General features: G+C 35.9%; 3 protein-coding genes. All 3 read right to left on the reverse strand.

Annotation, left to right across the window (positions count from 1 at the left end; genetic code table 11):
- Positions 1 to 34 precede the first annotated feature (34 nt).
- Positions 35 to 1,222 carry a phosphoglycerate kinase gene (pgk, locus tag CHB81_RS22575; protein ID WP_089354096.1) on the reverse strand — a complete coding sequence of 396 codons (1,188 nt, stop codon included), beginning with the start codon at positions 1,220 to 1,222 and terminating at the stop codon, positions 35 to 37.
- Positions 1,223 to 1,389: 167 nt separating this feature from the next.
- Positions 1,390 to 2,367, reverse strand: coding sequence for a type IX secretion system membrane protein PorP/SprF (locus CHB81_RS22580; RefSeq protein ID WP_254921248.1), 978 nt, complete (start codon positions 2,365 to 2,367; stop codon positions 1,390 to 1,392).
- 43 nt (positions 2,368 to 2,410) lie between these two features.
- The coding region (locus CHB81_RS22585; RefSeq protein ID WP_089354097.1) for a T9SS type B sorting domain-containing protein at positions 2,411 to 15,070 on the reverse strand (12,660 nt) is incomplete at its 5' end.

A 15,070-nucleotide genomic window follows, 5' to 3' on the forward strand; every position in this document is an offset into this window, starting at 1 on the left:
GAAAAATACGCAAAAAAATGTTAATTGTGATATTTTATTCCAAAATCGCGGCGATTCCAGGTAAAATTCTTCCTTCTAACATTTCTAGCATTGCCCCGCCACCAGTGGAAACGTAGCTCATTTTGTCTTCAAAACCAAACTGTTTTACGGCAGCAACTGAATCTCCACCTCCAACTAATGAAAATGCGCCATTTTTAGTTGCTTCAGCAATATAATCTCCTAATGCAATTGTTCCTTTAGAGAAAGATTCCATTTCAAAAACTCCTAATGGACCATTCCATAAAATAGTTTTTGACTCTAAAATTACTTTTTTGAAGTTCTCTAATGATTTAGGACCTGCATCAAGACCTTGCCATCCATCAGGAATTTCGGTTACATCTACTACTTGTGTATTTGCTGTATTTGAGAAATCATCTGCTGCAATTACATCAACCGGAATATGAATTTGAACTCCTTTTTCTTTAGCTAATCTTAAAATTTCAAGTGCTAATTCTTGTTTGTCATCTTCGCAGATTGACTCTCCAATTTTACCACCTAGTGCTTTAACAAATGTAAAAGTCATTCCACCACCAATAATCATGTGGTCTACTTTGTCCAAAATATTTTCGATAACTGTAATTTTAGAAGAAACTTTAGATCCTCCTAAAACTGCTGTTACTGGTTTTTCGCTGTTTTTAAGTACTTTATTTAAACTTTCGATTTCTTTAGCCAACAATGTTCCGAAACATTTTTCTGTTGGAAAAAATTGTGCAATAATTGTAGTCGAAGCGTGTGCTCTGTGCGCTGTTCCAAAAGCATCGTTTACATAGATATCTCCAAGTGAAGCCAATTCTTTTGCGAAAGCAACATCTCCAGCTTCTTCTTCTGCGTGAAAACGTAAATTTTCTAATAATAAAACTTCTCCCGGTTGCAAGTTTTTAGCAGCTGTTTGAGCTGGTTCTCCAACACAGTTTTCTGCAAACTTAACAGGAACTCCTAAAATTTCAGAAGCTGTTTTCAAAATGTGTTTTAATGAATATTTTTCTTCAACACCTTTTGGTCTTCCTAAATGCGACATTAAAATAACGCTTCCGCCTTGTGCCAAAATTGCATCAATTGTAGGCTTCGCTGCTTCAATACGTGTTGCATCTGTTACATTAAAATTCTCATCCAGTGGCACATTAAAATCAACACGGATAATTGCTTTTTTATTTTTAAAATCGAAATCGTTTAAAGTTTTCATTATGATAATTTTTTAATTTTTCTGATAGAAAAACAAATATAGAACTTTTAAAGTAGTAATAAATTTGAAAATTCTAAAAATAATGTATCAATAACAACGAAAACGTTGTAAATCATGAAAAAAAATAAATTAAGTATTAAAATTGCTAAAAATCCTTATCGTACTAATTAATCGTGAACAGGACCTTGTGTACAAGGACAGTTACTGATCGATTGTAAGAAATCAAATCCTATGGTAATTACGTGTGTTCCGGTATTGTAAGCTCCAAGATCATTGAACATTACCTGATAAGAATATCCAAAATAGAATTTAGATTTCATGAAACCGGCCATTGGTCCAACTGATAATGGTTTTGGAAACTGGTCGTTTAAGAAACGATATGAAACTCCTATCCAATAGTAATCTTCATAACGGTTGTAACGTCTGTACTTAAAGTTTAAATCGGTTGAAGATCGTTTATCACTTGCAAAATATTGAAAGTAGACCGATGGCTCGTATTCAATACGGCTATTTTCTTTATCTCTAAAAGTAAATCCGGAATAAACCTGATAGTTTGAAAGCAAATTAGGTTCTACTCCTCTGTACTTATTTGTGTTTTTCTTTAATACGTTGTTTGCATTAAAACTTAAAAAGAAATTTTTGTTACGGTACAAAGCACTAATATCAAAGTTATTATTTGCATTATAACGATTATCTGTAACACTTGGATCGATAACAGGATGTTCGTACGGATCTGTATTGAACTCGTCTGTATCGATTTTGAAAGTATTAAAGTTATACGAAATACCAAATGACAAATACTGTTTTGAATAGTAATCCAGAATAATGTGATGCGCAAAAGAAACTTTAGCTCCCGTTTGTCTAGTATATCCGTTTTTATCATTGTAAAGCGAGATACCTACTCCGGAACGGTCTAAAACTCTAAAATCGACATATAGCGATTGATTCTCCGGCGCATCTTTAATTCCAACCCATTGGGTTAATCCATTGGCTCTAATTCTAAGATTATCACCAATACCGGCATAAGCTGGGGAAAGCACAAAAGGGTTATCAGCCAAATACTGAGTAAACACTGGTAGGTTTAACTCTTGGCTGTAACTTGTTGTTACAGCCATGAGTACTAAGGATAAAATTAATTTTTTCATTGTAATAATTTTTTTAGATAACATCATAGGGGCTATTATTTTGTTATCTGTATAAAGTGAAATGTCCAACAAACTCTCTTGCATCTTTCTCGTCATTTAGTTTAAGAACATACCAGTAATCACCAGAAGGTAATTCTTCGCCGTTGTATCTACCATCCCATTTTTGACCGTAATGGTATTTAGCGATCTCACGTCCGTATCTGTCGAAAATTGAGAATATTAAATTAGTATAAATGTTTGTACATCCAGGTCCCCATCCGGTATAGTAAGTACCATCTGGTGTGAAATAATTAGGCAGACATACATCTACATATTTAACTGGAATAGACTCTGCATGTGTACAACCGTTTTTATCTCTAACAGTAATTGTATAAGTATCTGTTCTATAGATCGTGAATTTGTTTTCAGAACTAAAGTTGATACCATCAATGCTGTATTCATAATCTCCGCTTCCGCCAGTAGCAGTTGCTGTGATCACGTTCCAAACACCTTTCTCTTCAGATAAAGTCAATAGTAACGGATTAACAACTTTTATGTTGAAGCTTGTATCTGCAGTACATCCATTTGTATGTCTCACTTTGATTGTGTGATCACCCGGTGTAAGACCTGTATAGATGTTATTCATTTGCCATGGACCACCATCTAAACTGTAATCAATCTCAGAATGATCTCCATCATAACCAGGATCTACTGTTACCATATTTGAAGCTGCATTGTTCACACAGTCATAGCTAACTTCGTTTGTTGGATTAAGCGTTACTGCATAATCCATTGCGATATCTACCTGATTGTTACAACCTGATGCATCTACGAAATAAACAATATGAGGACCTCCTGACAGATTATCGAAATCAAATGTTGTCTGACCTGGAGTACCTTGAGTAAATGGTCCGGTTTCTGAATCCAGACTTACACTATAATCTAATGTACCTCCAGAAAGTATAACACTAAATGAACCATCTTTCTCACCAGCACATGTTTCAGGGAATAAAGTACCATCTACTAATGCTCCTGTCAATGGTGCTGGTTCTTTTACTTCAACATCTTTGATGAATATGTAACATTCATTTTCGTCCTGAACTAATACATCATAGAAACCTGGTTTCAAGTTTTCGAATACATTTTTGTCAAAGAACTGTCTGAATTCCGGTTCGATAGCATATTTATAAACTCCTGTTCCACCTGCAGCATTTACTGTAATTTTTCCATTATTGAAACCATTACATGTAACGTTTGTTGGTATCGCCTCAGCTGATAATTCTACATTAGGCTGAGAAATTTCAATTGGCGCAGAAGTCACTGAACAATCAGAACTTTCTAGTTTTACTCTGTAATTTCCAACCGCTAATCCAGTAAATACTCCCGGAGTAAGTTGTGTTGGTGCTGGAGTAATATCAACTCCTGCAGCATCTTGCAGTGTATAAACATAGTTTCCTAATCCTCCTGTTGCTACCGCTGTAATTGTACCTTCAGCACTTCCTTTACATTTAATATCTACATCTACAAGAGTTGTAAAATCTAATTTTGGAACTACCGGAACGTTAACGATGTTTGAAACAGTGCTAACACAACCATTCTGATCTTTTACAAAATATTGGTAGTCTTTACTTACAGTTGTTTTTGGCAATGTAATATCAATAGTTGAATTGAACGAAGCTGAATAATTAGTTCCGTCAGCACTATAATAATATGGTGCTTTTCCGCCTGTTGCTGTAATTTTCAATATTGGTACTAGTTGACATGTTTCATTTCTAGCGATCGTAAGCTCAGCTTTCACTTTTGTTGGCTGATCAATTACAACTTTGTTAGAAATGTTCTCACAACCCCAGGTATCTTTTGCAGTTACTGTATATGTTCCCGCTTTTAATCCTATAAATTGTTTCGTGCCTTGTGATTCTACAACAACTACAGTTCCATCAGCTAATACACCATTTAAGGTATAAGTATAGTTTCCTGAACCTCCTGTTATTACGTCTACAGTCACAACTCCGTCCTCATTATCAAAACAAGTTAACATTGGAGTAGCACTTATCTGGATATCTATTGGTTTCGGGTTTGTTAACTTAGCATCAACAAACGCTTCACAACCCAAGCCATCTTTCACATAAACAGTATAATCTCCTGCTGTTAAATTCTCAAATACCGGTGAAGTACTATAACCTTTTACGATTGTTGTACCTAATCTTAATTCGTATAAATAGTCACCTGGCCATCCTCCTGTTGCTGATGCTGTTATTATACCATCTTTATTACCTGCAAGACAAGTAATTTCAGATTGGGTTTTAGTCACTGCTAAAGGAGCTGCTGCCTGATCTATCGTAAATGTATTTGTTACGGTACAAGAAGGACCATTAATATCGGTCAATGTTGCTGTGACAGTGTACACTCCGGCTTTTAATCCTGAAACCAAAATTGGTCCTGCAGAAGTTGTTGTTCCGTTACTTGGTACCGGACCTGTGATTACATAGCTAAATGGTCCTGCATCATTTGTTGGTACCAATTGGTTATCAACAAAAGTTAAATTAACACTTCCATCTGCATCTCCATAACAAAGTTTTCCTTTCAATGGTTCAACATTGATTGCAAAAGTATTTGGATCAAATACATAGTGGAAATCTGTTATTGTACAACCTGTTGTCGCATTGAAAACAGTGATTTTATAGTTACCAATTGCTAAGTCTTTAAACAATCCTGTTGAATTTGTTTCACTAAAGACTGTTCCGTTTACTCCCGTAAGTGTATAGCTTAATAGAGCTGGTGTTCCTCCTGTCGTTGTAACAGAAACCTGAATTGTTTCGTTTGCAAGACAAGTAATTGGTTTAACAATTGCCACATTAACTTTATCCATTGTTATGAATGAGTCAATAATAATTGGTGTTGTCCAAGAACCTTCACAACCTTTATCATCAAATACTCTTACAGTATAAGAACCACCTGCAAGATTATATTCAGTATAAACATTAGAATCAGTATTTTGAACTACTGTTCCGTTTTTGCTAAATTCATAACGAACATATTTACCAGAACCTCCATTAACTGAGTTAACCGTAATCGTAGCAAAGTTTACTGCGTTTGTACCGGTTGTACAATTAAATGATGTCACTATCGGAGCATCTACTACAATAGCTTTTGGCTCTTTAATACGTTTGTCTACCTGAGCATGACAACCTCTTCCTGAAGTAACCAGTACTGTATAATCTCCTGCTTGAAGATTATCAAATACATTTGATTCCTGAGGTCCTTTACTTACCGGGGTACCACTAATTGTAGTTCCTGTTAAAGTATAGGTATAAACCGGGTTATCATTTACTCCGTCTTTAGTTGGATCAAGATTAACAATAATTAATCCATCTGAACCTCCGTTACAAGAAACATCATTACCGGTTAAACTTAATCCTGTAATTTCTGTTGCTTTTTTCAACTCAACGATTACAGTATCTGTACAACCATATACAAGGTCTCTTACAAGTATAGTATGAGTTCCTGCAGGCATGTTGTTGAATGTTGCTGTAGTTCCAACTACAACCGGGATATATGCTCCAGAAGTATATTTGTAACTTCCTGAACCTCCTGTTGCTTTAGCAATTACAATTCCGTCTTGGAAATCACAACTTGGTAAAGCTTTAGTTTCTACTTGTAAATCTAAAGCGTCTTCGATAACTACCGCTGCATTTACAGTTGTTGTACATCCGTTAGCATCTTTTACTGTAATGTCATAAGATCCTGCAACTGTTACCACAAATTTTGGATCTGTTTGGAAATCACCTCCAATACTATATTGTAAAGGAGCTACTCCTGTTGCAGAAACAATAAATTCGTATGTTCCTGCCGGACTTGCACATTGACTTGTAACGCTTGCAGTAATAGCACTTGGTAGTGGATCTACTAAAATAGTTTGTTGTTGTGCCACTGGTGAACATCCGTTAAGATCTTTCACATAAACATCCCAAACCATATCTGCACCGTTATTGGTGTCTACTACAATTTTATTATCTGCACTGAATGTTGTTGGAGCAGGTTTTCCTGCAACAACAGCTGCATAACCGTAAGATGGTGTTCCACCTGTAACAGTTACAGTGATCGTTGCATTTTTATTGTTACAACTAATGTTTGTTGCAACAGTAGTAAATGCAAGTGCTGCACTTGGCTGTTTGATTTCGAAATCAACTACACTATCTGTACATCCAGATGTTCTATCAGTTACTGTGAAGGTGTATTTTCCAGCTGTTAATCCAGTGTATGTAATAACATCACCTGTTTGAGTGAATGTTCCATTATTTGGATTTAATCCAAAATCATAATTATTAGCTGTAATGTAATTACTTACAGTAAATGCAATTGATCCTGTTGATCCTCCATTACATAATACATCATTTAATAATTGTGCATCAACACTAATTTCACTTGCTTTTTTAACAATAATTGAATTTGTTGTGCTACAACCATTAGCATCTGTAACCTCTATTACATATGTATTAGGCAATAGACCAGCAAAAGTATTTACTGTACTTGGTGCGGTCACCGAAGCTGCCGGACTAATTATAGCATATTTGTATGGTGCAACACCTCCAACAATAGTTACTGGATCTACCGATATTGTTGTGAAACCACCTGCAGTTTTACAATAAATTGGCGTTGCTGCTATAACAAATTTAGTAGGCGGAGTATAAGGAACAACTATTGCTGATCCTGAAACTCTACATCCATTAAAGTCTACAACTACATAATTAATTGTTCCTGCGGCATTCATTATATGCACCGGAGAAGTTCCAAATGTTTGTCCGTTATCAAAACTATAGCTATATGGTGTTGTACCATCCGTAGCTGTAAGTGTAATGAAAGCATCTTGTGCAGTATTTGTCGTACTACATGTAAACGGTGTTACCGCATTTGATACTTTTAATGTTTCCGGCTCTGTAATTGTAACATCAACCGGTAACGATGGACATTTTTTAGCATCTCTAACTACAATAGAATAAGTACCTGCTTTTAATCCAGAGAAAACATTCAATGAACCAAATGCTGCTCCATCAATACTGTATTCATAAGGTGCAACTCCATTTGAAGCTGTAACCGTAATACTACCGTTAGAATCTCCTTTACATCTTACATTAACCTGAGTCGTTGTAAATTTTGAAGTTGTAATTGGTGTAATAATTACTGGTACAGAAACTGCATCACATTGACCATCATTAACTTTGAACGTATAAGTTCCTGCTGCTGTTGGTTTGTAAGGCGATGTAACTGTAGTATAAGGAGCTCCATCTTTAGAAACCTGGAAAGTAGGATATGTTCCTGTTCCCTGAGTTGCTAATAATGTAATCGTTGCATCATTTGTTGTACAATTCAAATCTTGTACAAGTGTTGCCTGCAATAATAATTCTTGTTTTAATGTGTATTTCGCATGTGCAATACAACCATTACCATCTTTAATATAGAAGTCGTAAGTTCCTGGTGCATTTAATGTGAAATTAGGACTTAGGTAATACCCATTTCCAATGCTGTACATTGGTGGATCTACGATATCCGGATCTGTTTTTCCATTAATTTTAATTGGAACCGGACCACCTGTATAACAATATTTATCTGTAATAACATCTATTGTTGGTGCATCATCTTTAGTGATTGTTATCGCTAATTTATTAGAACAAATTAGGTTTCCATCTTGTACGTATACATCCCAGTTAGGACCTTTTGCAAAATCTAAAACTGTAGTGTCGTCAGTTGTATAATCTAAAGGACCTGGTGTCGCTCCAGAAACAACAAAAGCATATTTGTACACTGGTGTTCCGCCTATTCCCTGAACTTTAACAATAGCTCCTGAATAACAATTTGCTGCTGTTTGAGAAATTAGTTTAACATCAAGAACAGCTGGCTCACCTATCTTAATAGTTGCAGTGTTTTTACATCCTGTAACATCGTCCGTAACTTCTAGCGTATAAGTTCCGGCAACAAGTCCTGTAACTGTAACTACTTTACCTACTATAGTAACTGTTCCTGTTCCTGCAATAAGTGCAGCTGAATAAGTTCCTGTAAAATTATCTACATTAAATTTCGCTGAACCATTTGCACCACCGTTACAAGAAGCATCAGTAGTTGATCCTGCAGAAACTGTAATAACTACAGCTGGTTTAACAATGTAAGATTCCTGATACGTACATCCGTTTGCGTCTGTAACCTGGAATACATAAGGAGCATTGTTTGGCGCTAATCCTGCAAATACATTTGAAGTTTGTTTTACTTTTACAATTGGAGATAAAATCTCAAATTGTGGAGTACCAACTCCATTTTTCACATTACTAATTGTAACTGTACTTGTTTGTCTACCAGCTGGCTGACAGAATACAAGAGTTCCTGTAATGTCCATATCAGTTGGAGCATTTAATTTTGGAACATCAACTCCATCTTTTAAAAGGAATTTACATCCATTATTATCCATCACATAAACATCGAATTTTATTCCTGCGTATGTTTCATATGTATTATCTGTTGAGTACGTTAATCCACCATCATAACTGAATTGGTATGGTGTAGTTCCGCCTATTCCTGTTATAGTAACTTCCGCTTTTGTTGGCGCATTTCCTGTAGAACACTCTAATTTCGTCGTAATTAATGAACTAGCTGATAATGCTGCTGGCGCACCAACTGTCACCGGAATTAATACTGAGATACATTCTTTAGCATCTTTAACTTCAATATTATAAGGTCCCGCTGCCAATCCTTTGAATATATTTGAATCTTGGAAAATTCCTCCGACGATTCTATATTTATAAGGCTCGATTCCGTTTGAAGCTGTAACAACAATACTTCCGTTACTGTCTCCAAAACAACTTACTTTAGTTGCTACTGCAATTCCCTTTGGAACTGTTTTTGGAGTTACTATTACAGCATTTGATACTGCAGGACATCCCTGAGAATCTGTTACTCTAAAAGTATACGTTCCATCAACTGTTGCAACATAAGGCAATGTTGTGAATGCGTTGTATCCAGTTCCATTAATATCTACTTCGTAAAGATTATATGTTCCTGTTCCTCCTCTTGGAGTTAACTTAATCGTAGCATCTACAGCACATGTTAAATCCTGATTCAGGTCTGCTTGTAAAAACACTTGTGGTTTTACTACAAAACTTACTTGATTTGATTTACATCCATTACCGTCAATGATACCAAATATATAAGTTCCCGCACCTGTAACTGTATAAGTAGTACCTGGTATCTCTACACCATTTAGTGTATATTTTGCAGGTCCTACAGCTACTGTAGATAATGCATTCAAATCAATTATAACATTTGATCCAACATAACATATTGAAGCTGGCATTGCAATTACTGGTGCTGCGTCTTTAGTAATAGTTACTGCAAATGGTGCTGTAATTTCACAACCATTAGCGTCTTTTACATACACTTTCCAATTAGGAACTGTTGCATCTAAAAATGCAGTATCTGATGTAGTATATGTACCTGGTCCAGTCGCTGTTGCAGCTACGAATGAATATTCGTAAGGTGCTACTCCACCAGCCGCTTTTACTTGTACTTTAGCTTTGTTATCGCAATTTGCAGGTACATTGGCAAGTAATGACAATGATAATGCAGGGTTTTGAATAACATTTACTGAAGCCGGAGCTATACAACCTGTAACTTCATCAGTAACCACAATACTTTGTGTACTTGCAGCAGTTAATCCTGTAATTGATATTGTTTTACTTGTTTGTCCTGTAACCGGAGCTCCTGCGTTAAGTACATAACTGTAAGTTCCTTTAAAGTTACCTACTGTAAATAATACTTCTCCATTACTACCCGGGTTACACGTTACATCACTAACCACTGTTCCCGAAACTGTAATATTTACAGCTGGTTTAACAATGTATGATTCCTGATAAGTACATCCGTTTGCGTCTGTAACCTGGAATACATAAGGATCATTACTTGGAGCCAATCCTGCAAATACATTTGATGGTTGTTTTACTTTTACAATTGGAGATAAAATCTCATATTGTGGAGTACCAACTCCATTATATACTTTATCGATCGTAACTGTACTTGTTTGTCTACCAACTGGCTGACAGAATACAAGTGTTCCTGAAATGTCCATATCAGTTGGAGCGTTTAATTTCGGAACATCAATTCCATCTTTTAAAAGGAATTTACATCCGTTAGCATCCATTACATAAACATCGAATTTTATTCCTGCATATGTTTCATACTTATCATTTGTTGTATACGTCAATCCTCCATCATAACTGTATTGGTATGGTGAAGTTCCGTCTATTCCTTTTACAGTTACTATTGCTTTTGTTGCCGCATTTCCTGTAGTACAATTCAATGGAGCCGTTATAGACGAACTCGCTGATAATGCCAATGCTGGTGTACCTACTGTTGCTGTATGATTATCTGTACATTGTTTAGCGTCTTTAACTCTAACAACATAATTATTTCCTGCCAGTAAATTTTTAAATTGACTTGATCCCTGGAAAGGCACAAGAATAGTAGCACCTTGCTCTAATTGATATTCATAAGGACCTGTTCCGCTTGTAACGTTAACTGTAATTGTTCCATTTGAATCTCCAAAACAAGTCACGTCTTTAGGATCTACCGTAAAGGCAATCGTTGGAATTGGATCTAAAGTAAACCCTTTTTCAACACTACAAGCTGTTGTATTCCCATTATCTGTAGCTTTAAAGATATAATTTCCTGTAACACTTGTATCAAGGACATTACCTGGCATTGTAGTCCAGCTTCCTCCATTATTAGTTGAATACTCAAACTTATAAGTTGGTCCAAAACCACCTGAAGCTGTCAAAGTAATTTTTGCATCCGGAGTTCCTGAGCAATCAATATCTTTAGTCAAATCAACATCAAGTTTCAATTGTGGTTTAACCTCATAATCTACTGTATCAGTACATCCTTTACCGTCTTTGATATACAATTTGTAGACTTTCGCACCATTGAATTTAAAGTTTGGAGACACTTGGAAAGCACTTCCGTCAACACTATAAGTTGCACCACCGACAATTGCCGGATCAACAAAACCAGTTATACTAATTGTAAATTGATTTCCATCATAACAAATTGGTGCTGGAAGATTGATTTTTGGCGCTTCATATTTATAAACTGTAACTGGTACATGTTGAATACATCCAAAAGCATCTTTTGTATATACATCGTACACAATTCCGGCAACACTTCCTGGTCTTGTAAACGTATTTGGAGTTTTCCAATCTGCATCCACAGGAGAAGCTCCAGAAGCAACTACCTGATAAGTGTATGGTGCCGTTCCGTCTTTTGCCTGAGCAGAAATAGTTCCTAAGTTATTACAATCTGCAATTGAAGTTGCAGAAGCTGTTAACTTTAATAATACTGGAGATGATTTAATTTCAAAACTTTTTGAAACTACTGCACAACCTGCGTTAGGTCCAGCTTCTTCTTTTACTAATATGTAATAATTACCAACTGGAAGAGGACCAAAATTTGTCACAGTAAGTGATCCATTGGCAGCAATTGTAGCTGTCACTGCCTGAGCAGTAGCAGGTATATAAGGAGAGCCTACTACAGGTGGTACAGCAGTGAGATCCTCCGGTACAGCTGGTACAGCTGGTACATATGGTGTTAAAGGTGTAACAACACCTTTGTTGGTAATAGCCTCATAAACTAAATAACTTACAGTAATTGGAGATGAATAATTGTTTTTAATTACAAAATCAACATTTCCATTATTCAATCCTGTACATGTAATATTATGTGCAACATCATCTTCTATTGTTATTAGAGAACTTGTTGGAACCGGCCCTTTTGCCGTTTGATAATAATAACATTTTGTAATTTCATCATAAACTATGAAAGTATAAGTTACTCCTGGCGTTAAATTAGTAAAAATGGTAGATTTACTTCCTGGTGAAGTTTCTTTTTGCCATCCATCAACACCATCAGCAACAAAAACTTGTGCTGGAGTCCCTCCATTAAATATATTAAAATGGAATGGTCCTGCACTAGGGAATGCAGATCCAATTTTAACATTAGCTGTTCCTCCTGTAGTACCACAACTTGCAGTAAGATTTATGTCTATGTCTAAGTAATTTGGTGGTGCCGCTATAGTAACATCCGATATCATTACTGAGCATCCATTAGCATCTACTACTCTAATTTGATACAACCCAAAATCAACAACTTCAAAAGTATAAGATCCGTTTGTATCTAAGATTTGTTTATTATATCCATTAATTCCCGTTACATAATAATCATACAATGGTGTACCACCGGTAACAGAATTAATAATAATTTTTCCTTGAGAAACCCCTCCACCAATACATTGTAAGTCTTCAGTATCGTAATCAATTACGATTGGGTCTGGTTGTTTAATTTCAATATCTTCTGCATAGAAACAACCTTTTGCATCTGTAACTGTAACTACATAAATAGCGGCAGGTAAACCAGATGTTTGTGTACCATAATCTTGTCCAGTCGTTTTATTTTTAACCTTAATTACAAACGGTGCTACTCCTTGAGTAGGGTCGATATTAATAGTTAAAGATCCTGAAGCGTCTCCATTACAACCAAGTACCGCAGGAATTGGTGCTGTAAAATGTGGAAGTGTAGGTGTTGTAATACTAACCGGTACAGCGATCGTTGCTGTACAGTTAGTTACATCGTCTTTAACAGTAAAGATATAATCTGCTGCATCATTTGTCGTGAAAACATTTCCAGCAAAAGTTCCTACTGCAGTAGATGGTGTAGCCGTATAACTATAACTATAAGAACCGCTACCTCCACCAATTGTTAAGGTAACTTTGGCAGCTTCTAAACCTACCGTACAAGTAATGTCTTTATCTATTATTGGCGTTATTGTTAATTTATCATAAACAGTAACCGGTGTTGTTGTTTTTGCAATACATCCATTTGCATCTTTAGCCCAAATATTATACGTTCCTGCAGTAGTTACTGTGAACGTATTTGGAGTGTCAAATGAAGTACCGTTTATACTATAAGTAAAAGGTCCTTTTCCAAGTGCCGATGCCGTGATAGTATAAGTTCCAACTCCTAAACATTGATTAGTAGCTGTCGCTGTAACTGTTGGCACAGCATCATTAACAATTTTGATATCAAATTTAACTTGACAACCATTTGCATCTACAACATAACCATCCCAATCTGAACCTAAAGCCGGATCTAAATTGGCCGTATTTGATGTTGTCAATGTACCCATAGCAGCGCCATCCAAAACAAATGCATATTTGTAAGCAAGTGTTCCTCCTGCAGCATTTATTGTAACTGCTGAAGTACCAACTTTACAATTTCCATTTACTTGTACAAGATTTGCTGTCAAAGGATTTAACGGCTCACCAATTGTAATTGTTGCAGTATTTTTACATCCTGTCGAAATTGAAGTAACTTCTACTGTATAAGTTCCTACTGCAACATCTTTCAATACTAAAACATTAGCATCAGTAGCAGATTTTGTAAGTGAACCTGTTCCTAATGTTCCTGCTGTTAAAACAAATGTATAATCTCCCGGAGTTGCAACGTTTGAAATCGTAAACGTACCATTTCCTGTTGAACCTCCTTTACATTTAACATCATTGTTCTTGTTTCCTGAAACAGCAATTTTAACTGCTGTATTTATCGTAATAACTTTTGTATCAAAACATCCATTAGCATCAGTAACCTTGAAAGTATAACTTCCTGCAGCTAATCCTGTAAATGAATTCGAAGATTGTTGTGCAATTATTGCCTGAGACGGTGCTATAGTTTCATACTTTAATGCAACTACTCCTGTACCAGCCACTAAATCAACTGTTACTGTACTTGTAGTTGCTCCTGCAAGACAAGTAATTGCTGATGGCGTAATTTTGTCAATTACAGGTGGATTCAGTTTAAATAATGTAACTGATCCTGTAGTGATACATCCGTTTGCATCTTTTACTGAGTAATTAACCGTAACATCGGTTGTTCCGTTATCGTCTACCAATAATGTATTGTTTCCAGAATATCCTCCACCGTTAAAACTATATTGGAATGGTGAAGTACCACCTGCCGGAGGGTTGATTACAACTTTTCCTTGAACATTTGTATTAGTTGTACTACATGCAAATGGTGTAACTGTTGAAGAAATCACTAAAGGATTTGGCTCTGTAATCTTTACCGGAATACTTCCAATACATCCCTTACTGTCTTTTACATAGAAAGTATAATCTCCTAAGCCTAATCCTGTAAAGGTAGCGCTTGGTCCAAAGCCTGATGTTGCAGCTTTACTATAAGTAAATCCGCCTGATCCGCCTGTACCTTTTATAGTAACTGATCCATCCAGTTTTCCGTTACAGCTCACATTACTTTGTGTAACAATTGAAGCTGTTGGATTTGAAATAGAAAGTATCGTTTCAGTTACTATAACCGTACATAAATTAGCATCGGTTACTTTTATTTTAAATGTTCCTGCAACTGCTGTTGAATAAACATTTGATGCCATTGCTGAATAACTAGTTCCTCCGTTTGTTGAAACTTCATATTTATATGGCGCTAATCCTCCTGAAGGAGTAACCGTAATTGTCGCATTAGGCGTTAGTGAACAATCCAGTTCTTTTATAACTGTACCAGCTGTTAATTGATCATAAACCGTAACTGCTGGTGCAGAAGCCGGACATAAATTACCGTCTTTTACCCAAACAGTATAAGTTCCAGGACCTACATTGAAAACATTGTTTGTAGAGAA

Source organism: Flavobacterium sp. ov086, assembly GCF_900187965.1.
Lineage (GTDB): Bacteria > Bacteroidota > Bacteroidia > Flavobacteriales > Flavobacteriaceae > Flavobacterium.

What these genes read in the sequence shown, in the direction of transcription:
- CHB81_RS22580 (WP_254921248.1), bottom strand. Translation starts at nt 2,367, where the DNA reads ATGAAAAAATTAATTTTATCCTTAGTACTCATGGCTGTAACAACAAGT.
- pgk (WP_089354096.1), bottom strand. Translation starts at nt 1,222, where the DNA reads ATGAAAACTTTAAACGATTTCGATTTTAAAAATAAAAAAGCAATTATC.